The following is a 26,016-nucleotide window of genomic DNA, read 5'->3' as shown; positions in this document are numbered from 1 at the left end:
TTTTTCGCTTTTGAATCAGTCATATATACAGGGGAAACCATGAAATTCCGTTATGTCCGGACGCTGCTCGCGGCCGCCGGCCTGGTCGCGAGCGCGCACGCCGCCGCCCAGGCCACCGACTGGCCCCAACACCCGGTCAAGATCGTGGTGCCGTTCCAGGCCGGCTCCGCCACCGACCTCATCACGCGCCAGCTCGGCGCCGCGCTGGCGCAGGAACTCGGCCAGCCGTTCGTGATCGAGGCGCGTCCGGGTGCGGCCGCCGCCATCGGCAGCGCCGCCGTCGCGCGCGCCGAACCCGATGGCTACACCCTGCTGATGGGCGGCCCGGCCGCCATCGTCACCAACCGCTTCCTGCAGAAGCGCCTGGCCTACGACCCCGACAAGTTCGAGCTGATCTCGATGGTGGCCTACACGCCCAACATCCTGCTCGCCAACACCAAGCAGCCGTTCAAGACGCTGCCCGAAATGGTGGCCTACGCCAAGGCCAATCCGGGCAAGCTGACCTACGCCTCGTTCGGCACCGGCACGACCTCGCACATGGCCGGCGAAATGCTCAAGTCGGTGGCCGGCATCGACATCCTGCACGTGCCGTACAAGGGCGCGGGCGAAGCCATCCCGGCGCTGCTGTCGGGCCAGGTGTCGATGTACTTCGACACCATCATGACCGGCCTGCCGCAAGCCAAGAGCGGCGCGCTGATCCCGCTTGGCATGTCCAACGCCAAGCGCTCGGCGCTGGCCCCCGAGATCCCCACCATCGCCGAGCAGGGCTTCGCCGGCTATGACATCGCGCCGTGGTACGGCCTGGTCGCGCCCCCGGGCACGCCCGCGCCCGTGCTCGATCGCCTGAACCAGGCCGTCAACAAGGTGTTGGCACAGCCCGCATTGCGTGACAAGCTGGCGGAAGCCGGCGCCGAACCGCAAGGCGGCACGCGCGCCGAATTCGCCGCCTTCATCAAGGCGGAGATCCCGCGCACGCAGAAGCTGATCGACCAGGCCGGCATCACCCCGCAATAATCCTCAACCGACTCATTCCCCCTCCAGCATCCATGTCTTCCTCTTTCGATTGGACCCTTCCCTACGCCTCCCGCAAACTGCCCGTGCTGGCCTCCAATGCGGTGGCCACCACCCAGCCGTTGGCGGCGCAGGCAGGGTTGCGCATGCTGCTGGCGGGCGGCAATGCCGTCGACAGTGCGATCGCCACCGCGATCGCGCTCACCGTCGTCGAACCCGTGATGAACGGGATCGGCGGCGACATGTTCGCGCTGATCTGGCATGACGGCCAGCTGCATGGGCTGAGCTCGTGTGGCGCGGCGCCGGCCGCGTGGACGCCGGAATACTTCGCCGGCCGCGACGCCATGCCGCCGACCGGCTGGGGCACGGTCACCGTGCCCGGCCAGATCGCCGGCTGGAAGGCGCTGTCGGATCGCTTCGGCAAGCTGCCCTTCGCGCAGCTGTTCGAGCCCGCCATCGCCTATGCCGAAGACGGCTTCCCGGTCTCGCCCACCATTGCCCGCCAATGGGCCACGCAGGCGCCCAAGCTGCAACACGAGCCCGGTTTCGCCGAGGCCTTCCTGATCGATGGCAAGGCCCCCGAGGCCGGCCAGTGGTGGCGCTTCCCGGCCCAGGCCCGCACCCTGCGCGAGATCGCGCAATCGGGCGGCGAGAGCTTCTACCGGGGCGACCTGGCGCGCCGCATCACCGACTTCGCGCGCGAAACCGGTGGCGCCCTCACGCTGGCCGACCTGGCCGACCACCGCGCCGAGTGGGTCGAGCCCATCGGCCAGAACTTCCGCGACTACACGCTGCACGAGATCCCGCCCAACGGCCAGGGCATCGCCGCGCTGATGGCGCTCGGCATGCTCGAGCGCTTCGACCTCGAAGGCATGGGCCGCGACAGCGCCGACTACTACCACGTCAGCATCGAAGCGATGAAGCTGGCGTTCTCCGACCTGCACGAGCACGTGGCCGATCCGCGCCACATGCGCGTGGGCGCGGCCGATCTGCTCGATCCCGACTATCTCGCCGCCCGCTCGCGCCTGATCTCGATGGACCGCGCCACCACGCCGGCCGCCGGCACCCCGCCCTCGGGCGGCACGGTCTACCTGACCGCCGCCGACGCCAGCGGCACCATGGTGTCGTTCATCCAGTCCAACTATCACGGCTTCGGCTCGGGCGTGGTCGTGCCGGGCACCGGCATCGGCCTGCACAACCGCGGCCTGAACTTCAACCTCAAGCCCGGCCACGCCAACCAGGTCGGCCCGCGCAAGAAGCCGATGCACACCATCATCCCGGCCTTCATCACCCGCCGTGGCGAACCCGTGATGTCGTTCGGCGTGATGGGCGGCTCGATGCAGGCCCAGGGCCACATGCAGGTGGTCACGCGCCTGGCCGCCTTCGGCCAGAACCCGCAGGCCATCAGCGACGCGCCGCGCTTCCGCGTCGAGAACGGTCCGGTCGTGAACGTCGAGTCGCACCTGCCCGCCGACGTGGTGCAGGTGCTGCGCGATCGCGGCCACAACGTCGCCGTCGCGCCGGTCGACAGCCTGGAGTTCGGCGCGGCCCAGCTGATCCATCGCCTGCCGCAGGGTGGCTATCTGGCCGCCTCCGACTCGCGCCGCGACGGCCAGGCCGTGGGCTTCTGAGCCGCGCCTGCCCGACGCAAAAGCGCCGCTCGATCGAGCGGCGCTTTTGCTTGGCGCGCGCGCGTCAGTCCACGCGGATGTTGACGGCGCGCACCACCTCGGCCCACTTCCTGAGCTCGGCGTCGATGAAGACGGCGAGCTCCTGCGGGCTGGTGGTGGTGGGCACCGCGCCCTCCTTCTCGAACAGCTGCTTCACCTTGGGCGCGCTCATGGCCGACTTGATCGCGGCGTTGAGCGTGTTCACGACCTCGGGCGGCGTGCCCTTGGGCGCGAGCAACGCGTTCCAGGTGTTGATCTCGTAGCCGGTGAAGCCCGGTGTCTCGGCCACCGTGGGCACCTCGGGCAGTTGCGCCGAGCGATTCGTGGTGGTGACGGCGAGCGGCCGCAGGTTGTTGGCCTTCACCTGCGGCATCGCGCCCGGCAAGGTGGCGAAGCTGAACTGCGCCTCGCCCGTCATCACCGCGGTGTTGGCCAGCGCGCCGCCGCGGTACGGCACGTGCACCAGCTCCAGCCCGGCCTGCTGCGCGAACATCGCGCCGGCCAGGTGCACCGGCGAGCCGTTGCCGCTCGACGAGTAGTTCAGCTCGCCGGGCCGGGACTTGGCCAGGGCCACGAGCTCGGGCACCGAGCGGGCCTCGAGTTTGGGATTGGCGACCAGCACCAGCGGGATGGCGGCCACCATCCCGACCGGCGTGAAGCCGCCCACCGGGTCGTAGCCCAGCGACTTCTTGTAGAGCGCGGGATTGATGCCGTGGCTCGAGACCGTGGCCATCAGGAGGGTGTAGCCGTCGGGATTGGCCTGCTGCACCGAGGCGGCCGCGATGTTGCCGGCCGCGCCCGCCTTGTTCTCGACGATGATGGACTGCTTGAGCGTGCGGCTCAGCTCCTCGCCGAGCGCGCGCGCCAGGATGTCGGTGGTGCCGCCGGCGGCGTAGCCCACGACGATGCGGATCGGTTGTTCGGGCCAGGCCGCGACGGCGGCGGGGGTGGCGCCGGCCAGGGCCGAGGCCAGCGCGGTGGCTGCCAGGATGCGTTTCATGCGTTGTCTCCGTGTGGTTTTGTGTTCTGTACGACGGGTGTATCGGCACTGCATGGCCTGGCGCGCCCGGCCCGGGCGGTCCGCCGGCCGCCTCGCGGCGGCCTGCGCCGGCGCCGCGCGGGCGGCCACCGGCGCCGCGCAACGGACGTGCGCGGTCCGGCCGGGCGGCGCCCGGCCTGTGAAACGGGGGAATGCGGCCGCCGCGATCGCGCGGCGCGGGACTCAGGTGCCGGTGAAGACGGGCGCCCGTTTTTCGGCGAAGGCGCGCTTGCCTTCGCGGTAATCGTTGCTCTCGAAACAATCCATCACGAGGCGCGTCATGGCTTCCATGTCCACGCCCGGGGCCAGCTTCTGCATCTCGCGGATCATGATCTTGCCGGCGCGCAGCGTGAGCGGCGCGTTGGCCGCGATCTGCGCCACGTAGTCGTCGACGGCGGCGTCCAGGCCGCTGGCCGGCACCACCTTGTGCACCAGGCCGCGCCCCTGCGCCTCGGCGGCCGGATAGCGCGCGGCGGTGAGGAAGATCTCGAGCGCGCCCGCGGGCCCGGCGGCGTGCACCAGGTTGCGGATCGCGGTCATGCGATAGCCCAGGCCGAGCTTGCCGGCCGGAATCGCGAAGCTGCTGTCTTCGCTGGCCACGCGCACGTCGCAGCACAGCGCGATGTTCAGGCCGCCGCCGATGCAGTAGCCGCGGATGCGCGCCAGCGTGGGCTTGTCGTAGTCGTAGAGCGCGAGCTGGGCGGCCTCGGCCACTTTCTCGTAGGCCTGCACCGCCTCTTCGCCGGAGCGCAGCTGGTCGAACTGCGAGATGTTGGCGCCGCTCACGAAGGCGCGCTCGCCCGCGCCGGTCAGCACCACCACCCGGATCGCGGGATCGGCGGCGAGCTCGGCCAGCGCCAGCGGAATGCCCTCCCACATCGCATACGACACCGCATTGTGCCGAGCCGGGTCGTTGAACGTGATCCAGCCCGCGGGGCCGCGCTTCTCGACGATCAGGTGTTCGGTGATGCGGTCCTGCAGAATGCGTTGGGCGCTCATGTGTGTTCCTGGACGGGCCGCTAGGAGGCGGCCGGGGGTTGGTCTTTGAGCAGCGCCTGGCGGCGCTGCATGCCATTGCTCAGATGCTCGCGCATCGCGGCGCGTGCCGCCTCGCTGTCGCGCGCGACGATGGCGTCGAAGATGCGGTGGTGCTCCTGCTCGATCTGCGTCACGCGGTCGGTGCCGGTGCTGCAGTAGCGCAGCGTGCGCACGGCGTCGCCGATGGCGCGCCCGAACAGCGAGAGCAGGCGCACGAAATACGGGTTGTTGGAGGCCTGACAGACCGCCATGTGGAAATCCAGCGCCCGCGCCGCGCCCTGGCGCCAGTCGCCGCTGGCCTCGTCGACCTGCCGGAGCGCGTCGCGCAGCTGGTCGATCTGCGCCTCGGTGCGGTGCTGGGCCGCCAGCGCGGCCGCGCCCGCCTCGATCTCGACGCGCAGCTGGTACACGTGTTCGAGCGCGTCGGCGCGCAGCAGGTCGGCCGGCAGCAGCTCGAACGCATGCAGGCCGGGGTCGGCCGCCACGAAGCTGCCCACGCCGCGGCGCGTCTCGATGTAGCCCGAGAGCTTGAGCCGCGCGATCGCCTCGCGCACCACGTTGCGGCTCACGCCGAAGCGCTGCGCCAGCTCCTGCTCGGTGGGCAGGCGCTGGCCCGGCTCGAACGCCTGGCTGACGATCTTCTCGCGTATCTGTTGCGCGATCTCGTCGGGCAGGTTGTCGGGCCGCGCGAGGCTGCCGAACAGGGCATCGGAAACGGTTTCAGGACGGGCCATGGGGTCTCGGCAAAGGGGCGGTCAGGGCCACGATGGTGTCACACCGCGCCCGCCGCGCGCAAACGCTGGCGCCCGGCCGCATCGATGCCCAGGCCTTCGAGGATGGCATCGGTGTGGGCGCCGGTTTCGGGCGCGGGCGCGACCGGCGGCGGCTCGGCGCCGCCGAACTTCACGGCAGGCGCGATGATGTCGATCGGGCCGCGCTGCGGATGCGCGACCCGGCGCGTCATCTGCAGGTGGCGCACCTGCTCGTTCTCGAAGGTGCCGTCCATGCCCAGGATGGGGCCGCAGGGCACGCCCGCCTGGTTCAGCCGCGCGATCCAGTCGGCGCTGTCGCGGGTCCGGGTGCGGGCGATGATCTCGCGATTGAGCGCGCCGCGGTTCTCCACCCGCAGGCCGGCCGAGGCAAAGCGCGGATCGTCCTTGAGCGCCGGCACCTCCAGCACGTCGCACAGCCGGGCGAACATGCTGGAGCCCATGGCGGCGATGTTGATGTAGCCGTCGGCGGTGGGATACACGCCGGTGGGCGAGCTGGTGGGATGGTCGTTGCCCGACTGCCCCGGCACCTCGCCGTCGATCAGCCAGCGCGTGGCCTGGAAATCCATCATCCACACCTGCGCCTGCAGCAGCGAGGTCTGCACCCAGCGGCCGGCGCCGGTGCGTTCGCGATCGAGCAAGGCGGTGAGGATGCCGATGGCGGCGAACAGGCCCGCGCTCAGGTCGGCCACCGGGATGCCGGCGCGCATCGGGCCGCGATCGGCGTCGCCGGTCACCGACATCAGGCCGCCCAGGCCCTGCGCGATCTGGTCCAGGCCGGGCCGGTCGGCGTAGGGGCCGTCCTGGCCGAAGCCGGAGATGCTCGCATAGACCAGACGCGGATTCACCTTGGCCAGCGAGGCGTAGTCGATGCCGAGCTTGGCCTTCACCGAGGGCCGGTAGTTCTCGACCAGCACGTCGGCCCGCTTGACCAGTTCCATGAACACCGCGAGCCCCTCGGGCTGCTTCAGGTTGAGCGTGAGGCTGCGCTTGTTGCGATGGGTGTTCTGGTAATCGCTGAACTTGGCCGCCCCGCCCGGCTTGTCGTCCTTCACCTGGGTGGGTTCCTCGATCTTGATCACGTCGGCGCCCCAATCGGCGAACTGGCGCACGGCGGCCGGGCCGGAGCGCACGCGGGTGAGGTCGAGCACGACGAAACGATCGAGCGGGGCGTAGATCATGAAGCCAGGTCTCCGGAATGTTCTCGGGGGTTGCCGCCGGCCTGCCCGCGCGGCCCGGAGGACTCCGGGTCGCGTCGCGCCGGCCTGGGCGGCGGCACCCCTACTTGTAGGTTGTTGGACATCCTACTTTTGTGAGCCCGCCTTCGCCATCCCGGGGAAACCCGCGGACGCTGGCCAGGCGCACGGGGCCCGCTGCCGCACGCGCCGGGCAAGTCCGGCGTCCGGCCCCTGCCCTACAGCACCAGGAAGCGCCCGATCTTGTCCGCCGCCGCCCGCGCCGCCGGCAGGATCTCGTGCGTGAGGCGGTCGAGCTGCGGGCGCGAGGTCTTCAGGCTCACGTTGATCGCGCTCACCACCTTGCCGCTGGCGCTGCGCACCGGCACGCCGATCGCGCACACGTTGAGCTCGAGCTCCTGGTCGCCGATGGCGTAGTCCTGGCGCTGCACCTGCTCGAGCTCGGCGCACAGGCGCGCGCGCTGGACCACCGTGTATTCCGTGTAGGGCTTGAGCTCGACCTCTTCGAGATAGCGCGCCAGCTGGACCGGCGTGAGCTGGGCCAGCATGATGCGGCCGATGGCGGTGCAATAGGCCGGCAGCCGGCTGCCCAGGCCCAGCGAGGTCGCGAGGATGCGATGCACCTCGGAGCGCGCGAGATACATCATCTCGTTGCCCTCCATGATGGCCAGCGCGCAGGTCTCGTTGACGGCCGCGCTCAGCTCCTCCAGCACCGGCTGTGCCAGCGACACGAAGGGGGTGGACGCGAAGTAGGCGTGGCCCAGGCTCAGGATCAGCGGCGTGAGCACGTAGTGCCGGTCGTGCTGCTCGGCGTAGCCCAGCGCCACCAGCGTGTAGAGGCAGCGCTGCGTGACCGCGCGCGACAGGCCGGCGCGGCGCGCCAGCTCGGCCGCGGTCTGGGGCTGGCGCCGCTCGCCGAACGCGCGGATCACGTGCAGGCCGCGCGCCAGCGTCTGCATGAAATCGGGATCGCCGCGCAGCTGCTCGGGATGGGCCTGCGCCGGCAGCGGCACCTTGTAGGCCGGCGTGGGGGATGGGGGATAGATCATGCTTGTCTCCACAGGGGTCGGGCCGTCGCGCGGGGCGCCGGCGACGGGCGCCGGCACGGGGCGCCGGAAAGGGGCGCCGGCACGGGGCGCCGGCAAGGGCTACGTCTGCGGCGCCAGCAACGGCGCCTCGGTGCGCGCCTGCAGCTCGGCCAGGCTCAGCCCCGGCACGGTGTCGCGCACGCGGAAGCCCTCGGGCGTGACGTCGATCACGGCCAGGTCGGTGTAGACCCGGTCGACCACCGCGCGCCCGGTGAGCGGCAAGGTGCAGCGGCGCAGCAGCTTGGCCGCCCCGTGCTTGCTGTTGTGTTCCATCAGAATGTAGACCCGGCGCGCGCCGACCGCCAGGTCCATCGCGCCGCCCACCGCCGGCGCCTCGCCCGGCCGGGCCAGCGACCAGTTCGCCAGGTCGCCGTTGTCGGCCACCTGCATGCCGCCCATCACGCACAGGTCGAGATGGCCGCCGCGCATCATGGCGAAGGAATCGGCATGATGAAAAAAGGCGCCGCCCGGCAGCAAGGTGGTGGGATGCTTGCCGGCGTTGATCAGGTCCAGGTCTTCGGCCCCGGGCGCGGGCGGACCGCCCATGCCCAGGATGCCGTTTTCGCTGTGCAACACCACTTCGCGTTCGGGCGCGAGAAACTGCGCCACGTGCACCGGCATGCCGATGCCGAGGTTCACGTAGCTGCCGTCGGGAATGTCGCGCGCCAGGCGCGCCGCCATCTCGTCGCGGGTCCAGGGCCGCCAGGCTTGGGAGGAATGCTGCATGGTGCCCCTCAGCTCGAAAAGCCCGCGTGCGCGACGCGGGTGACGCGTTGCACGAAGATGCCCGGCGTGACGATGGCCTCGGGCGAGAGCGCGCCCAGCGCCACTTGCTCGCGCACCTGCACGATGGCCGTGCGCGCGGCCATGCACATCACCGGCCCGAAGTTGCGCGCGCTCATGCGGTAGGTGAGATTGCCCCAGCGGTCGGCCAGGTCGGCCTTGACCAGCGCGAAGTCGCCGGGCAGCGCACGCTCGAACACATAATGGCGGCCGTCGATCTCGCGCGTCTCCTTGCCCTCGGCCAGCTCGGTGCCGTAGCCCGTGGGCGTGTAGAAGCCGCCCAGCCCGGCGCCGGCCGCGCGCAGGCGTTCGGCGATGGTCCCCTGCGGCACGCACTCCAGCTCGATCCTGCCCTCGCGGTACAGCGCGTCGAACACCCAGGAGTGCGAGGCCTTCGGAAACGAGCAGATCACCTTGCGCACCCGGCCGGCCTTGATCAGCGCGGCCAGGCCGGTCTCGTGATTGCCCGCGTTGTTGCTCACCACGGTAAGCTCGCGCGCGCCCTGCTCGATCAGCGCGTGCAGCAGTTCGGTGGGCATGCCGGCCCCGCCGAAACCGCCCACCAGCACGGTGGCGCCGTCGTGCACGTCGGCCACCGCCTCGGCGGGATCGGCCACGAACTTGTCGATCATCGTCGCCCTCCTCAGTTCACGGTGATGCCGGCATCCTTGATGATGCGGGCGTAGCGGGAAGAGTCGGCGCGCATCAGCGCGTCGAACTGCGCCGGCGTGCCGCCGGCCGGCAGGAAGCCCACGTCCATGAACTTGCGCTTGACGTCGTCCTCCTTGACGATGGCGCTGATCTCGCGCGCCATGCGGTCGATGATCGCCGGGTCCGTGCCCTTGGGCGCGAGCAGGCCCACCCACGAGCTCGTCACGAAGCCGGGCATGCCGGCCTGCTCCATCGTGGGCACGGCGGTCTCGGTCGGCCAGCGCTCCTTGCCCGTGAAGGCCAGGGCCTTGAGCCGGTCCTCCTTCACGTATTGCATCGGCACCAGGATCGGGTCGAACACCATCGACACGCGCCCGGCGAGCAGGTCGGTCAGGATCGGCGCGCTGCCCTTGTAGGCCACGTGCGTCATCTTCAGTTGCGCGCGCAACGCCATTTCCGCGCCCGTGAGATGGGCGCTCGAGCCCGTGCCGCTCGAGGCATAGGTGAGCTTGTCGGGATGGGCGCGGCCGTAGGCGATCAGCTCGGACAGCGAGTTCACCGGCAGGTCCTTGGTCACGAACAGGAACAGCGGCAAGTCCGCCATCTGCACCACCGGCACCAGGGTCTCCTGCGAGTAGTTGAGCTCGTACAGGTGGGCGTTGATGACGTAGGCCGGCAGGATGCTCAGGAAGGTGTAGCCGTCCGGCTCCGCCTTGGCCGCCACGGCCGCGCCCAGGTTGCCGTTCGCGCCGGGCCGGTTCTCCACGATGATGTTCTGCTTGAGCCGGCCCGACAGCTTTTCCATCACCACGCGCGTGGCGGTGTCGGTGGCCCCGCCGGGCGTGTAGGGCACGATCACGCGCAAGGGTTTGTCGGGCCAGGTACCCGCGGCCTGTGCGCCAGGACCCGCGATGCCTGCCAAGAGCGCGAACGCCATCGTCGCCAGCACGCGTCGGCGCTGGCGGGCTTGCTGCTGTGCCATGGATGTCTCCTCCATGAGTGGCCGTTGCCGCCACCCCGCCGTCTCCGGAAGACGTCGGGCGTGCGGCCGATGTCAGTTTTTCCTGACTATGTCTCGGTACCGTGGAAAAAAGTATGGCACGCCGCCCCGCGACGCCAAACGGGGTGGCGCCGGGAATGTGTTCGATCACCGGACGCCTGCGCCGCGCGTGCCGTGCGCCGTCGCGGCGACGTTTGCGTGCGCAGACAACGCGCCGGCGCGGGCGCCGCGGGCGCCGGACGCTGGGCTCGGGCGGCCCGCGCCCCGGCCGGCTTCAGCCCGGCAGAACAGGCACTTCGGCATAAAAAAACCCCGACGTCGCGAGACACCGGGGTCGATCGGCGGGCCGGTCCGCCTGCCCCGCGGGGCGGCGGGCGGGGCCGCGCGCGGGCGCGCTCAGCGCGGCCGCTTGTCGATCACGCGACGCGCCTTGCCGGTCAGCGTACGCTCGACGAAGCCGGCCTCGGCCACCTGGACCCGGGCCGACACGCCGATGTACGACTTCACCGCGTGCTGCAGCTGCTTGCCGACAGTGTTGCGCTCGTCTTCCGAGAGGCCGCCGAACTCCGGGCGCAGCTCGGTGAGGATCTCGAGCTCGTCGAGATTGCCGCTGCGCGACAGCACCAGCTGGTAGTGCGGCGCCAGCTGCGCGATCTTCAGCACCAGCTCCTCGACCTGGGTCGGGAACAGGTTCACGCCGCGCACGATCAGCATGTCGTCGCTGCGGCCGGTGATCTTGCCGATGCGACGCATGCTGCGCGAGGTGGGCGCGAGCAGGCGCGTGAGATCGCGCGTGCGGTAGCGGATGATGGGCATCGCTTCCTTGGTGAGCGAGGTGAACACCAGTTCGCCCTGCTCGCCATCGGCCACCGGCTCGCCGGTGTCGGGATTGATGATCTCGGCGTAGAAATGATCCTCCCAGACCACCGGGCCGTCCTTGGTCTCGACGCACTCGCTGGCCACGCCCGGGCCCATCACTTCGGACAGGCCGTAGATGTCGACCGCGTCGATGGCGGCCTCGGTCTCGATGTCGGCACGCATCTGGCCGGTCCAGGGCTCGGCGCCGAAGATGCCGATGCGCAGCGAACTTTGACGCGGATCAATGCCCTGGCGGCGCTGCTCTTCCAGAATGTTGCAGAAATAGGAGGGCGTGACCATGATGATGTCCGGACGGAAATCGTTGATCAGCTGCACCTGCTTTTCGGTCTGCCCGCCCGACATCGGGATCACGGTGCAGCCCAGCCGCTCGGCGCCGTAATGCGCGCCCAGGCCGCCCGTGAACAGGCCGTAGCCATAGGCCACGTGCACGATGTCGCCGGGCTTGCCGCCGGCCGCGCGGATCGAGCGCGCCACCAGATTGGCCCAGTTGTCCAGGTCGCGCGTGGTGTAGCCCACCACCGTCGGCTTGCCCGTCGTGCCGCTCGAGGCATGCACGCGCGAGACGCGCTCGCGCGGCACCGCGAACATGCCGTAGGGATAGTTGTCGCGCAGGTCTTTCTTGGTGGTGAACGGAAACTTGCTGATGTCCGAAAGCTGTTTCAGGTCATCGGGATGCACGCCCTTCTCGTCGAACGCGCGCTTGTAGTGCGGCACGTTCTGGTAGGCGTGGCTGAGCGTCCATTTGAGGCGCTCGAGCTGCAGGGCCTGCAGCTCGTCGCGACTGGCATGCTCGATCGGGTCCAGCCCAGGCTTGCTCATGGTGTTGGACATGTTGTCTCTCTCCTGATTTGCAACGCGCACGGGCCGCTGCCCGCGCGCCTTCATGATTGCGGGCGGTCACTCCCCGTCGGGGGTGCCCACCACTTGTCCCTTGATGCGATACGAGCGGCCGCGAAACAGCGCCACGGTCTTGCCGTGCTGGTTGCTCACCGTCACGTCATAGACGCCGGTGCGCCCGGCCAGCGAGCGCTCCTGCGCCTCGGCGGTCAGCACGTCGCCCTCGAAGCCCGGCGCGAGATAATCGACCACGCAGCCGGAGGCCACGGTCGCCACGTTGCGCGAGTTGCACGAAAAGGCGAACGCGCTGTCGGCCAGCGCGAAGATGAAGCCGCCATGGCAGGTCTTGTGGCCATTGAGCATGTCGCCGCGGATCGTCATGGTGAGGCGCGCATAGCCCGGCGCGATCGCCGTCACCTGCATGCCGAGCGCCTGCGAGGCCGCATCGCCGGCATACATGGTGTCGCGCACCGCGTCGGCCAGTTCCTGGGGGTCGGTGGGGATCGTTGCCACGGTCTCGCTCATCATTGCCCCTTGAACTTCGGTTCGCGCTTGTCGAGGAAGGCGGCCACGCCTTCGGCATAGTCGGCGCTGCGGCCGAGCTCGCGCATCATGTCGCGTTCCAGGTCGAGCTGGGTCGACAGGTCGTTGCCCAGGCTCTGCTGGATGGCGCGCTTGGTGAACGCGAGGCCCTTGGTCGGGGCCTGCGCGAAGTGCTGTGCCAGGCGGTCGAGGGTGGCCTCGAACTCGGCGTCGGCCACGCACTGCCAGATCAGGCCCCACTCCTGCGCCTGCTTGGCCGAGAGCTTGTCGCCCAGCAGTGCCAGGCCGAGCGCGCGGGCGCGCCCCACCAGGCGCGGCAGCACGAAGGTGCCACCGGTGTCGGGGATCAGGCCCAGCTTGCAGAACGACTGGATGAAGCTGGCCGACTCCTTGGCGATCACCAGATCGCCGGCGAACGCGAGGTTGGCGCCCGCGCCCGCGGCCACGCCGTTCACGCCCACCACCACCGGCAGCGGCAGCGCCTGCAGGCGCTTGACCAGCGGACCGTAGAACTTCTCGACCGTTTCGCCCAGGTCGGGCGGCGAGCCGTCGGCCGCCGGGCGGCGTTCGCTCAGGTCCTGGCCGGCGCAGAAGCCGCGGCCGGCGCCGGTGAGCACCAGCACGCGCGCGCCTTCCTGCTCGATGCGGCCGACCGCGTCGGCCACTTCACCGTGCATGCGGGCCGTGAAGCTGTTGAGCTTGTCGGGCCGGTTCAGCGTCAGGCGCGCGATGCCGCCCTCGAGGGTAAACAGAATGTCCTGGTATGCCATGGTGCGCGCTCCTCAGACGTGACGGCGGGTCTGCACCACGCGGAAGCGGTTCGACACGAACGCGGCGTCCGACAGCGCGGCATTGGCGGCCGGGTTGGCGCCGGTGCCGTGGAAGTCGCTGAAGGCAGCGGTCTGGTTGACGAACACGGCGCCGGTCAGGTTGAGCGACAGCGCCACGCCGGCCACCTCGGCCGCGTCCTGCACCGCCTCGGCCACCTCGGGCTTGGTGGTGTAGGCCGACAGGCTCAGCGCGCCGTGCTTCTGCACGGTCTCGCGGGCGATGGCGATGCTGTGCTCGGTGGAGTCGGTGGCGACCACGAACGAGATCGGGCCGAACCATTCCTGCTGGATCGCGGGGTTGCCGGCCTCGGCGCGCAGCAACAGCGGCGTGCGCACGCGCGCGCCGGCAAACTGCGGATGCTCCAGCGCACGCGAGTCGGCCACCACCGGCAGGCCCAGCGCGCGGGCCTGGTCGATGCGGGCGGCGGTGCCCTCGTTCTGGATCGCGCCGGTGAGCTCGACGGCCTTGGCCGCGTCGCCCGACAGCTTCTCGACGGCGGTGCCGAGCGCGGCCACGACCTCGTCGAAGCTCTTGTGGCCTTCGGCGGTGTCGATGCCGCCGCGCGGCACGTAGATGTTTTGCGGCGCGGTGCACATCTGGCCCGAGTACAGCGCCAGCGAGAACGCCAGGTTGCGCGCCACGCCCTTCAGGTCGTCGGCGGAGTCGATGATGACCTGGTTCACGCCGGCCTTCTCGGTGTAGACCAGGGCCTGGCGGGCGTTCTGTTCGAGCCAGTCGCCATTGGCGGTGCTGCCGGTGAAGTCGATCACCTTGACCGCCGGATCGAGCGCCAGCTGCTGCGCGGTGTCGTCGCCCGCGGCATGCGCGGCCAGCGTGACCACGTCGGGATCGAAGCCGGCCTCGGCCAGCACCTCACGCGCGATCTGCACCGTGAGCGCCAGCGGCAGGATGGCACCGGGGTGCGGCTTGACGATCACCGTGTTGCCGGTCGCCAGGCTGGCGAACAGGCCGGGGTAGCCGTTCCAGGTGGGGAAGGTGGAGCAGCCGATCACCAGCGCCACGCCGCGCGGCACCACGGTGAAGCGCTTTTCCATCTTGATCGGATCGTTCTTGCCCTGCGGCTTTTCCCACAGCGACACGCCGGGGATGCGCGACATTTCCTGCCAGGCGTAGGTCACGGCTTCGACGCCGCGGTCCTGGGCGTGCGGGCCGCCGGCCTGGAACGCCATCATGAAGCCCTGGCCGGTGGTGTGCTGCACCGCGTAGGCCATCTCGAAGCTCTTGCGGTTCAGGCGCGCCAGGATTTCCAGCGACACGCCGACCCAGGCCTGCGGGCCGGCGCGGCGCCAGCCTTCGAGCGCCTTCTGCGAGGCGGCGATCAGCTTGGCCGGCTTGACGTGCGGATAGGTGATGTCGAGCGCGAAGCCGAACGGCGAGACTTCGCCGCCGACCTGGCCATCGGCATCGGCCAGCGTCAGCGCAAACGGCTTGCCGCGCAGCGCCTCGAAGGCGGCGCGGCCGTCGTCGTTGGCGGTTTCGCCGTAGTTGCGCGGGCTGGGCGATTCGGCGAACGGGCTCCAGTAGCCGCGTTCGGCGGCGGCCTTGACGGCCTGTTCCAGCAGGGGACGATGACGCTCAAAGAAATCAATGGACACGCGGTTCTCCGATGTATTTTTGGAATTCGCAATAGGGACGGCAGCGGCCGGGCGGATGCGGACGATCAGGTTTCCTGGTCGAAATCGAGCACCAGCCGGTCGCTGACCGGAAAGCTCTGGCAGCTCAGCACGAAGCCGCGCGCCACCTCGTAATCCTCGAGGGCGAAGTTCGCATCCATGTCGACCTCGCCCTCCACCACCTTGCAGCGGCAGGTGGAGCACACGCCCCCCTTGCACGAGTAAGGCAGCTCAACGCCCAGGGCCAGCGCGGCATCGAGCACGCTGTCCTTGTTCTTGTCGATGGTGAAGCTGCGGCTGTGGCCGTCCTGGACCACCGTGACCTCGCACTGCCCCTTGCCCGGCGCGGTCGGCGCGTCGCGGCCGGTGCGCAGCGCGCGCGGGCCCTTGGGCGCGCCGAACAGCTCGAACTTGATGCGGCTCTTCTCGAGCCCGCGCGCCTGCAGGCGCTCGACCACGCTCTCGATCATGGTCTGCGGACCACAGACGAAGGCGTAGTCGATGTCGTCGGGGCTCATCCAGGCGCGCATCAGCTGCTCGACCTTGTCGCCGTCGAGGCGGCCGTTGAACAGCTCGATGTCCTGCGACTCGCGGCTCATGATGTAGACCAGCGAGAAGCGCTCCATGTAGCGGTTCTTCAGGTCTTCGATCTCTTCGCGGAACAGCACCGACGACGAGGCGCGGTTGCCGAAGAACAGGGTGAAGCGGCTGTCCGGCTCGGTGGAGAGCGCGGTCTTGACCAGCGAGAACACCGGCGTGATGCCGCTGCCCACCGCGAAGGCCACGTAATGGCGTGCGTTCTCCGGCGCGAAATCGACCGTGAAGTTGCCGGCGGGCGCCATCACTTCGAGGGTCTGGCCGGCCTGCAGCTGGTGGTTGGCCCAGCTCGAGAACACGCCCTCGTCGACCTTCTTGATCGCGACGCGCAGCAGCCCGTCTCCGGGCGCCGAACAGATCGAATAGGAGCGGCGCACTTCCTCGCCGTCGAGCTCGGTGCGCAGGGTGAGGTACTGGCCGGGGCGGAACGCGAAATCCTCGCGCAGCGCCTGCGGCAGATCGAAGGTCACGACCACCGCGTCGCGCGTGTTGCGCGCGACCGATGCGACTTTGAGCGTATGGAATGGGTTCTGGCTCATGCGTTCACCACGTCAGTGGGTCTTGAAGTAATCGAAGGGCTCGTGACAGGCCAGGCAGCGATAGAGCGCCTTGCACGAGGTCGAGCCGAAGTGGCTGATCATCCGCGTGTTCTGCGAGCCGCAGCGCGGGCACGCGATGGCCGGCGCGGCCTGGCGGCGGCTGATGCCGGAGATGTCGATCGCGCGTTCGGCCGGGGCGGCGATGCCGTAGCCCTTGAGCGCGGCGCGGCCGCGCTCGCTCATCCAGTCGGTGGTCCAGGCGGGCGACAGGCGGGTCTCGATCCGCACCTGCGCCACGCCATGGGCCTGCAGCGTGCGCGTGATGTCTTCGCTGATCTCGCGCATCGCCGGACAGCCCGAATAGGTGGGCGTGATCGTGACCACGCAGGTGGCGTCGTCGAAGCGCACCTCGCGCACCACCCCCAGATCCACCACCGACAGCACGGGGATCTCGGGATCGGGCACGGCCTCGAGCCAGACCAGCACGTCGGCGGGGTCGGCCTGCGGCACGGCGCGCGGCGCGGTCGCGTTCACCATTTGGCTCCGGGGTAGGCGCGCTGCAGATGCTGCATTTCGGCCAGCAGGAAGCCCAGCGCCTCGGTATGACGGCCGCTGCGGCCGCCGCGATGGGCCGGATGGAAGGCGGCCTCTTCTTCGGGCTGCGCCAGCGTGGCCTCGGCCAGCACCTCGCGCACGTGGGCCAGCCAGGGCGCGCGCAGCGCCGCCAGCTCGCAGCCCACGCCGCGCGCGGCCAGGTCCTGGTCGATCTCGTCGTCGACGAACAGCTCGCCGCTGTAGGGCCAGATCGCGTCGATGGCGTCCTGCATGCGGCGGTGGCTTTCGTCGGTACCGTCGCCCAGGCGCACCACCAGGTCCGACGAGCGGCGCACGTGATAGGTGACTTCCTTGAGCGACTTGGCGGCGATGCCGGCCACGCGCGCATCGGCCGACTGCACCAGCCGCTCGAGCAGGAAGTAATGCCACACGTCGAACAGGAACTGGCGCGCCATCGTGTCGCCGTAATGGCCGTTGGCGCGTTCGACCAGCAGCGGGTTGCGGAACTGCGGCGCATCGCGCAGATAGGCGAGCTGGTCTTCGTCGCGGCCGGCGCCCTCGATCTCGGCAGCCAGGCTCAGCCACATGCGCGCCTGGCCCAGCAGGTCGAGCGCGGTGTTGGTGAGCGCCAGGTCTTCCTCGAGCACCGGGCCGTGGCCGGTCCATTCGGACAGGCGTTGCGACAGCACCAGGGTGGTGTCGCCCATGCGCAGCGCAAACTCAAACAGGTTCTTGTCCATGGCCACCGCGCCTTACATGTGTTTGACTTCTTCCGGCATCGGGAAGAACGTCGGGTGGCGGTAGACCTTGTTGTTGGCCGGCTCGAACAGGGGTTCCTTGTCGCTCGGGCTGCTGGCCACGATGTCGGCGGCGCGCACGACCCAGATGCTCAGGCCTTCGTTGCGGCGCGTGTAGACGTCACGGGCGTGGTTGATCGCCATTTCGGCGTCGGGCGCGTGCAGGCTGCCCACATGCTTGTGGGCCAGGCCGTGCTGGCTGCGGATGAAGACTTCCCAGAGGGGCCATTCTTTGCTCATGATGCATCTCCTGCCAGGCGCGGCGCGGGCCGCGCGCGTGGCGCAGGTAGGGGGAGGATGGTGGGTATCCGGATCGGCGGAGCGGGCGCGGCGGGCGCGCGCCGGCCCGCCCGCTCGCCTCAGGCGGCCTTGCGGCGCGCCTGCTTGTCGGCATGCGCCGACAGGGCATCGCGCACCCAGGCGCCGTCTTCGTGGGCCTTCACGCGGGCGGCCAGGCGGTCGCGGTTGCAGGGGCCGTTGCCCTTGATCACCGCATAGAACTCCGACCAGTCGATCTCGCCGAAGTCGTAGTGGCCGCGCTCGGCGTTCCATTTGAGATCGGGATCGGGCACGGTGAGGCCGAGGTACTCGGCCTGCGGCACGGTCTGGTCCACCATCTTCTGGCGCAGCTCGTCGTTCGAGAAGAGCTTGATCTTCCACTGCATCGATTGCGCGCTGTTGGGCGAATCGGCATCCGACGGACCGAACATCATGAGGGCCGGCCACCACCAGCGGTTGAACGCTTCCTGGCACATGGCCTTCTGCTCCGGCGTGCCGTGCAGGCACATCTGGATCAGCAGGTCGTAGCCCTGGCGCTGGTGGAACGACTCCTCCTTACAGACCCGCACCATGGCGCGCGCGTAGGGGCCATAGGAACAGCGGCACAGCGGAATCTGGTTGATGATGGCCGAGCCGTCGACCAGCCAGCCGATCATGCCGATGTCGGCCCAGGTGAGCGTGGGGTAGTTGAAGATGCTCGAATACTTCGCCTTGCCGCTGTGCAGGTCGGCGATCAGCTCGTCGCGCGAGACGCCGAGCGTTTCGGCGGCGCTGTAGAGATAGAGGCCGTGGCCGGCTTCATCCTGGACCTTGGCCAGCAGGATGGCCTTGCGCTTGAGCGAGGGCGCGCGCGTGATCCAGTTGCCTTCGGGCAGCATGCCGACGATCTCGGAATGCGCGTGCTGCGAGATCTGGCGCACCAGCGTCTTGCGGTAGGCATCGGGCATCCAATCCTTGGCCTCGATGCGAACGCCGTCGTCGATGCGTTGCTGGAAGGCCTGTTCGGGACCGGTCAGCTGGTCCACGCCCTTGACCTGCTTGACCCCGGTTTCGACCAGTTGAGCGTACATGGTTTGTCTCCTTGCGCGGCGGCAGGCCCGGAACCGAAGCGGCGTCCGGGCAAGATCCGCTGTCATGCATCGATTATTTAATACAGAATTCCCATTGTCAAACCGATTTCTGTATCACATCGGATTTATGTATCATGTCGAACCGATGGTTTTTCCCTTCTGGCTCAGTGCTTTAGCTTCAGCAGTTATTGCGGCGCAGCGCACCTGGGACTTACCCTAACGACCCGCGATTCTCCATTCATGGCCTCCCCTTCCGACCCGTTGGACCGTTTCATCGCCCGCCTGCTCAAGCAGGATCCGCCGCGCGCCAAGTCGCTGTGCGTGAGCCTGCTGGGCGACGCGCTCGGGCCGCACGGCGGCGCCATCTGGCTGGGCGACCTGATCGAGCTGCTCGCGCTGGTCGGCATCAATGAGCGGCTGCTGCGCACCAGCGTGTTCCGCCTAGTGGCGCAGGGCTGGCTGCATTCCGAGCGCCACGGCCGCCGCAGCCTCTACCTGCTGTCCGAGCAGGGCCAACGCAACACGGCGCGGGCGTCACAGCGCATCTACGAAGGCCCGGCCGCCGAATGGAACGGCGAGTGGACCCTGGTGGCCCTGCCGCGCACCGGCGGCAACGGCCTGACAGAGCGCGCCGAGCTGCGCCGGGAGCTGGAGTGGGAGGGTTTTGCGCTGGTGGCGCCGGGGCTGTTCGCGCACCCGGCCACCGAGGCCCGCGCCGCGCACGACATCCTCGAGAAGCTGGGCATTCCCGACCGCGCGCTGGTGCTGTCGGCGCGCGACCTCGCCGGCGCCGGCGGGCTGCCGATCGCCAGCCTCGCGCCGCAATGCTGGAACCTCGACGCCGTGGCCGAGCAGTACCGCCAGTTCAGCCGCCACTTCGGGCCGCTGGAGGCGCTGCTCGACGGCCCCGAGGTGCTGCAGCCGGCGCAGGCCTTCGCGCTGCGCGTGCTGCTGCTGCACCATTGGCGCCGGATCGTGCTGCACGACCCGCAGTTGCCCATGCCGATGCTGCCCGCGCAATGGCCGGGCATCCCGGCGCGCGAGCTGTGCCGCCGCCTGTACTGGCAGTTGTTCGACGCCTCGGAAGCGCAGCTCGACGCGGTGGCGGGACGGGAAAACGCGGGCTATCGCCCGCTCGCGCCGGACATCCTGGCGCGCTTCGGCGGCCGCCCGGTGCTCGAGGCCGCCTGAGGCCGGGCCGGCGGGCCCTGCCCCGTCTCAGCCCAACGGCGCGTCGAAGGCGCGCGACAGCCAGTCGGGCGCCAGTTCGAGGGTGTCGAGATGCACCTCGCCGGCCGCGGCGGCGCCCGCGCCGAGCGCGAGCCCGGGCGTGGTGGCGATGAAGGCGAGCGTCCAGCGCGCCTGCACCGGCTGGCCCAGCGCCGCGCCGGTGTCGGCGGCGATGCCGCTGGGAATGTCGAGCGCCAGCACCGGCGCCTGCCAGGCGTTGACCGCATCGACGGCGGCCTGCCATTGCGCGGCCAGCCGGCGGTTCAGCCCGATCCCGAACAGCCCGTCGATGACGACCTGCGGCGCCTTGAGCGGCAGCGCCCGGTCTTCGACGCCGCCCGCGGCACGCCAGCCCGCGTAGGCCTGGGCCGCGTCGGGCGGCAGCGCCGCCGGCTCGCTCAGCATGACGACCTGGATCTCATAGCCCCAGCGGCACAGCCAGGTGGCGGCCACCAGCGCGTCGCCGCCATTGTTGCCGGGGCCGGCCAGCGCCAGCACGTGGGTTTCGGGGCCATGGCGCGCCGCGATGAAGTCGGCGGCGGCACGGCCCGCGCGCGCCATCAGGTCGAGCCCCTCGGCCCGGGCCAGCTGCTCGGCGCGGCGGATGCGGTCGGATATGGACGGGTTCATGGGCGGCGCGGGCGGCTCTCGCCGCGTAGTCAGGGTGCCGGCCCAGCGTACCGCAGGCCGGGCGCGCCGGGAACCCGCCGGGCCTCAGACCTTGAGGAAATGCTCGCGGTAGTACTTGAGCTCGTCGATCGACTCGTAGATGTCGGCCAGCGCCTCGTGGCGGCTCTTCTTCTCGAAGCCCTTGTACACGGCGGGCGCCCAGCGGCGCGCCAGCTCCTTCAGGGTGCTGACGTCGAGGTTGCGATAATGGAAGAAGCGCTCGAGCTCGGGCATGTAATTGAACATGAAGCGGCGGTCCTGGCTGATGGTGTTGCCGCACAGGGGCGACTTGCCGGCCGGCACGTGCTGCGCCAGGAACGCGATCAGCTGGGCCTCGGCCTCGGCCTCGGTCAGGGTCGAGGCCTTGACCTTGTCGATCAGTCCGCTCTTGCCGTGCGTGGACTTGTTCCAGTTGTCCATGGCGTCGAGCAGGCTGTCGGGCTGGTGCACGACCAGCACCGGACCTTCGGCGACCACGGTAAGATCAGGCTCGGTGACCACCACGGCCACTTCGATGATGCGTTCTTTCTCGGGATCCAGCCCGGTCATTTCCATATCGAGCCAGACCAGGCGATTTTCGTTCGCAGCCATATAATTTCATTTGCCTTGTAAAACAGCGATTTTCGCATACCGCGCCCGTGCCAGACGCCGCCTCGACCTTTGCCATCCTGTTTGTGATCCTGCTGCTGGCCGACACCGGCGTGCGGCTATGGCTGGCTGCGCGCCAGATCCGGCACGTCGCCGCCCATCGCGGCGCCGTGCCCGATGAGTTCGCCGCCCGCATCAGCCTCACCAGCCACCAGCGCGCCGCCGACTACACCGTGGCGCGCATCCGCCTCGGCATGCTCGAGCGGGTGTTCGACGCCGTGGTGCTGGTCGGCCTCACGCTGCTGGGCGGCCTGCAGGCGCTCGATCTGCTGATGAGCCAGATCACGAGCCATGAGCTGCTGCGCCAGTTGCTGTTGCTGGTGGCGGTGCTGCTGGTGCTGGGCCTGCTCGGCCTGCCCTTCACACTGTACCGCCAGTTCCGCCTCGAGGCGCGCTTCGGCTTCAACCGCATGACGCCCGAGCTCTTCATGGTGGACACGCTCAAGGGCGTGGTGCTGAGCCTGGCGCTGGGCCTGCCGCTCGCGGCGGTGATCCTGTGGCTGATGGCCAGCGCCGGCAGCCTGTGGTGGTTCTGGGCCTGGCTGGTCTGGAGCGTGTTCCAGCTGTTCGTCAATTTCATCGCGCCGGTCGTGATCGCGCCGATGTTCAACAAGTTCACGCCGCTCACCGACGCCAGCCTCGCCACCCGCATCCGCGCGCTGGGCGAGCGTTGCGGCTTCAAGGTCAAGGGCATGTTCGTGATGGACGGCTCGCGCCGCTCGGGCCACGGCAACGCGTATTTCACCGGCTTCGGCCGCACCCGCCGCATCGTGTTCTTCGACACGCTGCTCGACAAGCTCAACGCCGACGAGATCGAGGCGGTGCTGGCCCATGAGCTGGGCCACTTCGCGCGCCGTCACATCGTGCGCCGCCACGTGATCAGCATCGCGCTGGCGCTGGTGTTCTTCGCCGCGCTGGGCTGGCTGGCGAACCAGCCGTGGTTCTATGTGGGCCTGGGCGTGCTGCCGCAACTGGGCGCGCGCAACGACGCGATGGCGCTGATCCTGTATTTCCTGGTGATCCCGGTGTTCACCTTCATGTTCACCCCGCTGGCGAGCTGGTTTTCGCGCAGCGACGAATTCGAGGCCGACCGCTATGCGGCCAGCCAGACCTCGGCCACCTTCCTCGTGTCGGCCCTGGTCAAACTCTACGACGACAACGCCGCCACCCTGACGCCCGATCCCGTGCATTCCGCCTTCTACGACAGCCATCCCCCCGCCGCCATCCGCGTCCGCCACCTGATGGCGGCCGCATGACCGAGGCGCTCGAAGGCCGCATCATCACCGCCCACGGCCGCCACTACACCGTGGAGCTGGCCGACGGCAGCCTGCGCAAGTGTTTCCCGCGCGGCAAGAAAACCGGCCCAGCCGTGGGCGATCTCGTGCGCATTTCGCCGCAGGGCAAGGACGAAGGCGCGATCGACGCGGTGCTGCCGCGCCGCAACCTGCTGTTCCGCTCCGACGAGATGCGGTCCAAGCAGTTCGCCGCCAACGTCGACCAGTTGCTGATCGTGATCGCGGTCGAACCGACCTTCTCCGATGACCTGACCGGCCGCGCGCTGGCGGGCGCCTGGAGCGCCGGCATCGAGCCGCTCATCATCCTCAACAAGATCGACCTCGCCGACGGCCTGCCGGCCGCACGCGCGCGGCTGGCGCCGATCCAGGCGCTCGGCGTGCCGGTGGTGGAGCTGTGCGCACAAGACCGCGACAGCGTGCATGCGTTGCTGGCGCCGCGCCTGGCCGGCCGCGTCAATCTGCTGCTGGGCCAGAGCGGCATGGGCAAGTCGACGCTGCTCAACAGCCTGATCCCGGACGCCAACGCGGCGACGCGCGAGCATTCCACCGCGCTCGACATGGGCCGCCACACCACCACCAGCACGCGGCTCTATCACCTGCCGGCGCCGGGCGGCGACCTGATCGATTCGCCGGGGTTCCAGGCCTTCGGCCTGCAACACCTGAGCGGCGAGGACATCCTGCGCGGCTTCCCGGAGTTCAAGCCCTACATCGAACACTGCCGTTTCTACAACTGCTCGCACCGCCGCGAGCCGGGCTGCGGCGTGGTTGCCGCCCTCTCCGACGGCAGGATCGACCCGGGCCGCTACGCGCTCTACGAGCGCCTGCTCGCCGAAAACGAAGCGGCCCGCGTACGCTATTGACGGGTCGGGCGCTACACTGACCGTCTGCGCGTCTCGTTTTGAGACACCTGTCATTCGGATCGCGGACCGGTTCGCCCGGCCGCGGCCATGCCTCAGAGGACCGTTGCAATGCCGCGTTTTGCCGCCAATCTGACCACGATGTATGGTGATCTGGAGTTGCTGGATCGATGCGCCGCGGCCGCGCGCGACGGCTTTCGCGCCGTCGAGATGCAGTTTCCCTACGCCCATTCGGCCCGCACCTGGCAGGAGCATCTCAATGCCGCCGACCTGGAAGTGGTGCTGTTCAACACGCCGCCGGGCGACGCCGAACGCGGCGAGCGCGGCCTGGCCTGCCTGCCGGGCCGCGGCGACGATTTCCGCGCCGGCCTGGACCAGGCCCTGGACTACGCCGCCGTCCTGCTGTGCCCGCGCATCCACGTGATGGCCGGCTGCCCGCCGCCGGACGCCGATCCGGCCGAGGTGCGCGCGACCTACATCGAAAACCTCGCCTACGCCGCCGAGCAGGCGGGCGCGATGAACGTGGACGTGATGATCGAGCCGATCAACACCCGCGACATGCCCGGCTACTACCTCAATCACCAGCAGGTCGCGCACGACATCGCGGCGGAGACCGGTGCCGACAACGTGAAAGTGCAGATGGATCTCTACCACTGCCAGATCGTGGAAGGCGACGTCAGCACGCGGCTGCGCACCTATATCCCGCAGGGCCGCGTCGGCCACGTGCAGATCGCCGGCGTGCCGCTGCGCCAGGAGCCGGACCATGGCGAGCTGAACTATCGCTATCTGTTCCAGATCCTGGACGAGCTCGGCTACAACGGCTGGGTGGGCTGCGAGTATCGCCCGCGCGGCGACACGCGCGCCGGCCTGGGCTGGCTGCACGCGGCACGCCGCGCATCGTCGCATTGAGGACCGGCGGGCGCGCCGGGCCGGGCCGCCGGCCGGCGCGGTTCAGGGGCGTCCTCGCCGGGCGCCCCTCACCGGGCGCCCCTCGCCGGGCGTTCCTGACCAGGCGTTCTAACCCGCGCGTCGGGCGGTGTCGCCTTGTGCCAGGGTCTGGTAGAGATTGCGGAGCATGCCGGCCGTGGCGCCCCAGATGAAGCGGTCGCCGAACGGCATGGCGTAGTATTGGCGCACGCGGCCGTCGGGCAGGCGTGCCTGGTACAGGCGGTGATTGGCCGGATCCATCAGGAACGTGAGCGGCACCTCGAACACCTCTGCCACCTCGAAGGTATCGATCTCGGGTGCGAAGTCGGGCCGCACCAGCGACACCACGGGCGTGATCGAAAAGCCGGTGGAGGTGAGGTAATCGGGCATGCTGCCCAGCACCTCGACGCGGTCGGCGGGCAGGCCGGTTTCTTCCTGGGCCTCGCGCAAGGCGGCGGCGACCGGCGAGGAATCGCTGACCTCGACGCGTCCGCCCGGAAAGCTGATCTGGCCGGCATGGTCGTGCAGATGCGCGGCCCGCTGGGTCAGCATCACGCTCACGCCCTCGGGGCGCATCAACATCGGGATCAACACCGCGGCCAGCACCGGCGCGCCTTCGCGGCCCGGATAGAGCTCGACCTCGCGGTTGAGCGGGTCGATGGTCCAGCGCTCGGTGGTCTCGACCGGGGTGAGCAGCGTGTTGCGCAGGCGCTCCGGCGTCAGGATGGCGGGGGGCACGGCGGCCAGACCGCGATCGGCGGTCTGCCAGGGTTGCGCCATGGGATCGAACAAAGGCCGCACGACGGGGCGCCGGACGCGCGGCATGGAAGATTCGGACATAGTCCCAGTCAGATACGAAAAAGGCACCATGCAGTGACCTGCAGGTGCCTTTTTAACCCGGAAAACCGCTCGGGGATGATTCCATGAGCGTACCCATGAGACCGCTGTTCCCCGAAACGGCTGCCGTCTGCGATCAAGCCGCCTTGGCTTGCTTGCTGACGAGCTTTTCCTTGATGCGCGCCGACTTGCCCGAGCGGTTGCGCAGGTAGTACAGCTTGGCGCGGCGAACGTCGCCACGGCGCTTGACTTCGATGCTGGCGATTTGCGGCGAGTACAGCTGGAACGTACGTTCCACGGCTTCACCCGACGAGATCTTACGCACGATAAAGGCAGAATTCAGACCGCGGTTGCGCTTGGCAATGACCACGCCTTCGAAGGCCTGGACACGCTTGCGGGTACCTTCGACCACGTTGACGCTGACCACGACGGTGTCGCCAGGGGCGAATTCGGTCATGGGCTTGTCACCGGTCAGGCGGGTGATTTCTTCCTTTTCCAGGATAGCGATGAGGTTCACAAGAACTCCTTGATCATCATGCCTTTGCGGGGTGTTGCTCTTGCCGTATATGAAAGACCGGGCATTCAGCACGGACACATGGCGGCGCTGCACGAGGCAGCGCAACTCTGCGCCCTTGCCTGCGCCTGACGCTGCTCCCCGCTGACCGGAGGTCGCCGGCAGGGTTCAAGGCGCAAGGCTCGCCACGGCGTACGTTGTACTAGTGCCGCAAGCAGAGGATGAGATTTGG

General features: G+C 69.3%; 27 protein-coding genes. 6 read left to right on the top strand and 21 right to left on the bottom strand.

Translation table 11 applies throughout. The features are described from left to right. The first annotated feature begins 39 nt into the window (after window positions 1-39). Window positions 40-1,014, top strand: a complete 975-nt coding sequence (locus CEG14_RS08150) for a Bug family tripartite tricarboxylate transporter substrate binding protein (RefSeq protein WP_094825846.1) — start codon at window positions 40-42, stop codon at window positions 1,012-1,014. Window positions 1,015-1,046: 32 nt separating this feature from the next. After that, complete coding sequence (gene ggt / locus CEG14_RS08145; RefSeq protein WP_094825845.1) at window positions 1,047-2,642, top strand: gamma-glutamyltransferase; 1,596 nt, start codon at window positions 1,047-1,049, stop codon at window positions 2,640-2,642. 64 nt (window positions 2,643-2,706) lie between these two features. On the opposite strand, the gene CEG14_RS08140 is transcribed toward ggt, so the two are convergent. The 17 genes from CEG14_RS08140 to paaA all read right to left on the bottom strand — a co-directional run bounded on the left by CEG14_RS08140 (window position 2,707) and on the right by paaA (window position 18,807). Continuing rightward, entirely contained in the window at window positions 2,707-3,681 is a 975-nt protein-coding gene (locus CEG14_RS08140) for a Bug family tripartite tricarboxylate transporter substrate binding protein (RefSeq protein WP_094825844.1), read from the bottom strand. Window positions 3,682-3,903: 222 nt separating this feature from the next. Further along, on the bottom strand, window positions 3,904-4,719 hold the full coding sequence (locus tag CEG14_RS08135) for an enoyl-CoA hydratase (protein ID WP_094825843.1): 816 nt from the start codon (window positions 4,717-4,719) through the stop codon (window positions 3,904-3,906). Window positions 4,720-4,739: 20 nt separating this feature from the next. Continuing rightward, on the bottom strand, window positions 4,740-5,492 hold the full coding sequence (locus CEG14_RS08130) for a FadR/GntR family transcriptional regulator (protein ID WP_094825842.1): 753 nt from the start codon (window positions 5,490-5,492) through the stop codon (window positions 4,740-4,742). 38 nt (window positions 5,493-5,530) lie between these two features. Beyond that, complete coding sequence (locus CEG14_RS08125) at window positions 5,531-6,709, bottom strand: CaiB/BaiF CoA transferase family protein (RefSeq protein ID WP_094825841.1); 1,179 nt, start codon at window positions 6,707-6,709, stop codon at window positions 5,531-5,533. A gap of 233 nt (window positions 6,710-6,942) precedes the next feature. Then, window positions 6,943-7,773 carry an IclR family transcriptional regulator domain-containing protein gene (locus CEG14_RS08120; protein ID WP_094825840.1) on the bottom strand — a complete coding sequence of 277 codons (831 nt, stop codon included), beginning with the start codon at window positions 7,771-7,773 and terminating at the stop codon, window positions 6,943-6,945. A 99-nt stretch (window positions 7,774-7,872) separates the two neighbouring features. After that, window positions 7,873-8,538 (bottom strand): 3-oxoacid CoA-transferase subunit B, encoded by a 666-nt coding sequence (locus CEG14_RS08115; RefSeq protein ID WP_176461412.1) that lies wholly within the window; start codon window positions 8,536-8,538, stop codon window positions 7,873-7,875. 8 nt (window positions 8,539-8,546) lie between these two features. After that, the gene (locus CEG14_RS08110; protein WP_094825839.1) at window positions 8,547-9,227 is read right to left on the bottom strand and encodes a 3-oxoacid CoA-transferase subunit A; all 681 of its coding nucleotides are present in this window, start codon (window positions 9,225-9,227) and stop codon (window positions 8,547-8,549) included. 11 nt (window positions 9,228-9,238) lie between these two features. Next, a complete protein-coding gene (locus CEG14_RS08105) occupies window positions 9,239-10,228 on the bottom strand; it encodes a Bug family tripartite tricarboxylate transporter substrate binding protein (protein ID WP_256985605.1) in 990 nt (329 codons plus the stop codon). A 414-nt stretch (window positions 10,229-10,642) separates the two neighbouring features. Beyond that, window positions 10,643-11,956 carry a phenylacetate--CoA ligase PaaK gene (paaK, locus tag CEG14_RS08100; protein ID WP_094825837.1) on the bottom strand — a complete coding sequence of 438 codons (1,314 nt, stop codon included), beginning with the start codon at window positions 11,954-11,956 and terminating at the stop codon, window positions 10,643-10,645. Window positions 11,957-12,022: 66 nt separating this feature from the next. Continuing rightward, window positions 12,023-12,490 (bottom strand): hydroxyphenylacetyl-CoA thioesterase PaaI, encoded by a 468-nt coding sequence (paaI, locus tag CEG14_RS08095; protein WP_094825836.1) that lies wholly within the window; start codon window positions 12,488-12,490, stop codon window positions 12,023-12,025. Further along, the gene (gene paaG, locus CEG14_RS08090; protein WP_094825835.1) at window positions 12,487-13,275 is read right to left on the bottom strand and encodes a 2-(1,2-epoxy-1,2-dihydrophenyl)acetyl-CoA isomerase PaaG; all 789 of its coding nucleotides are present in this window, start codon (window positions 13,273-13,275) and stop codon (window positions 12,487-12,489) included. The genes paaI and paaG overlap by 4 nt, the downstream gene beginning before the upstream one ends. Window positions 13,276-13,287: 12 nt before the next feature. Beyond that, window positions 13,288-14,952 (bottom strand): phenylacetic acid degradation protein PaaN, encoded by a 1,665-nt coding sequence (paaN, locus tag CEG14_RS08085; RefSeq protein WP_094825834.1) that lies wholly within the window; start codon window positions 14,950-14,952, stop codon window positions 13,288-13,290. 65 nt (window positions 14,953-15,017) lie between these two features. Then, window positions 15,018-16,106: a 1,2-phenylacetyl-CoA epoxidase subunit PaaE gene (gene paaE / locus CEG14_RS08080; RefSeq protein ID WP_094825833.1), complete on the bottom strand. Its 1,089-nt coding sequence runs from the start codon at window positions 16,104-16,106 to the stop codon at window positions 15,018-15,020. A 12-nt stretch (window positions 16,107-16,118) separates the two neighbouring features. Continuing rightward, complete coding sequence (paaD, locus tag CEG14_RS08075) at window positions 16,119-16,643, bottom strand: 1,2-phenylacetyl-CoA epoxidase subunit PaaD (RefSeq protein WP_094825832.1); 525 nt, start codon at window positions 16,641-16,643, stop codon at window positions 16,119-16,121. Next, a complete protein-coding gene (gene paaC, locus CEG14_RS08070) occupies window positions 16,637-17,401 on the bottom strand; it encodes a 1,2-phenylacetyl-CoA epoxidase subunit PaaC (protein WP_094825831.1) in 765 nt (254 codons plus the stop codon). The genes paaD and paaC overlap by 7 nt, the downstream gene beginning before the upstream one ends. 12 nt (window positions 17,402-17,413) lie before the next feature. Beyond that, complete coding sequence (gene paaB, locus CEG14_RS08065; RefSeq protein WP_094825830.1) at window positions 17,414-17,698, bottom strand: 1,2-phenylacetyl-CoA epoxidase subunit PaaB; 285 nt, start codon at window positions 17,696-17,698, stop codon at window positions 17,414-17,416. Window positions 17,699-17,817: 119 nt separating this feature from the next. Further along, entirely contained in the window at window positions 17,818-18,807 is a 990-nt protein-coding gene (gene paaA / locus CEG14_RS08060) for a 1,2-phenylacetyl-CoA epoxidase subunit PaaA (protein WP_094825829.1), read from the bottom strand. A 240-nt stretch (window positions 18,808-19,047) separates the two neighbouring features. Here paaA and paaX point away from each other — a divergent pair, with 240 nt between their 5' ends. Beyond that, window positions 19,048-19,998: a phenylacetic acid degradation operon negative regulatory protein PaaX gene (paaX, locus tag CEG14_RS08055; RefSeq protein WP_094825828.1), complete on the top strand. Its 951-nt coding sequence runs from the start codon at window positions 19,048-19,050 to the stop codon at window positions 19,996-19,998. A 27-nt stretch (window positions 19,999-20,025) separates the two neighbouring features. On the opposite strand, the gene CEG14_RS08050 is transcribed toward paaX, so the two are convergent. Beyond that, entirely contained in the window at window positions 20,026-20,667 is a 642-nt protein-coding gene (locus CEG14_RS08050) for an NAD(P)H-hydrate epimerase (protein WP_094825827.1), read from the bottom strand. An 84-nt stretch (window positions 20,668-20,751) separates the two neighbouring features. Beyond that, complete coding sequence (gene orn / locus CEG14_RS08045) at window positions 20,752-21,297, bottom strand: oligoribonuclease (RefSeq protein WP_094825826.1); 546 nt, start codon at window positions 21,295-21,297, stop codon at window positions 20,752-20,754. A gap of 47 nt (window positions 21,298-21,344) precedes the next feature. Between orn and CEG14_RS08040 the strand changes: the two genes are divergently transcribed. The 3 genes from CEG14_RS08040 (at window position 21,345) to otnI (ending at window position 24,415) form a co-directional block, all read left to right on the top strand. Beyond that, on the top strand, window positions 21,345-22,610 hold the full coding sequence (locus tag CEG14_RS08040; protein ID WP_256985604.1) for a M48 family metallopeptidase: 1,266 nt from the start codon (window positions 21,345-21,347) through the stop codon (window positions 22,608-22,610). Beyond that, window positions 22,607-23,509 (top strand): ribosome small subunit-dependent GTPase A, encoded by a 903-nt coding sequence (gene rsgA / locus CEG14_RS08035; protein ID WP_094825824.1) that lies wholly within the window; start codon window positions 22,607-22,609, stop codon window positions 23,507-23,509. The genes CEG14_RS08040 and rsgA overlap by 4 nt, the downstream gene beginning before the upstream one ends. Before the next feature lie 108 nt (window positions 23,510-23,617). Next, complete coding sequence (gene otnI, locus CEG14_RS08030; protein ID WP_094825823.1) at window positions 23,618-24,415, top strand: 2-oxo-tetronate isomerase; 798 nt, start codon at window positions 23,618-23,620, stop codon at window positions 24,413-24,415. A 108-nt stretch (window positions 24,416-24,523) separates the two neighbouring features. Here the strand turns inward: otnI and CEG14_RS08025 are convergent, their stop codons facing one another. After that, window positions 24,524-25,273, bottom strand: coding sequence for a CoA pyrophosphatase (locus CEG14_RS08025; RefSeq protein ID WP_179280551.1), 750 nt, complete (start codon window positions 25,271-25,273; stop codon window positions 24,524-24,526). Window positions 25,274-25,406: 133 nt separating this feature from the next. After that, a complete protein-coding gene (rplS, locus tag CEG14_RS08020; protein WP_094825822.1) occupies window positions 25,407-25,787 on the bottom strand; it encodes a 50S ribosomal protein L19 in 381 nt (126 codons plus the stop codon). Window positions 25,788-26,016: the final 229 nt, after the last annotated feature.

Origin of the sequence: Bordetella genomosp. 1 (assembly GCF_002261335.1) — a bacterium.
Classification (GTDB): domain Bacteria; phylum Pseudomonadota; class Gammaproteobacteria; order Burkholderiales; family Burkholderiaceae_B; genus Bordetella.
Note: the sequence above shows the minus strand (reverse complement) of the source record. Positions and strands in the feature narration are given on the sequence as shown.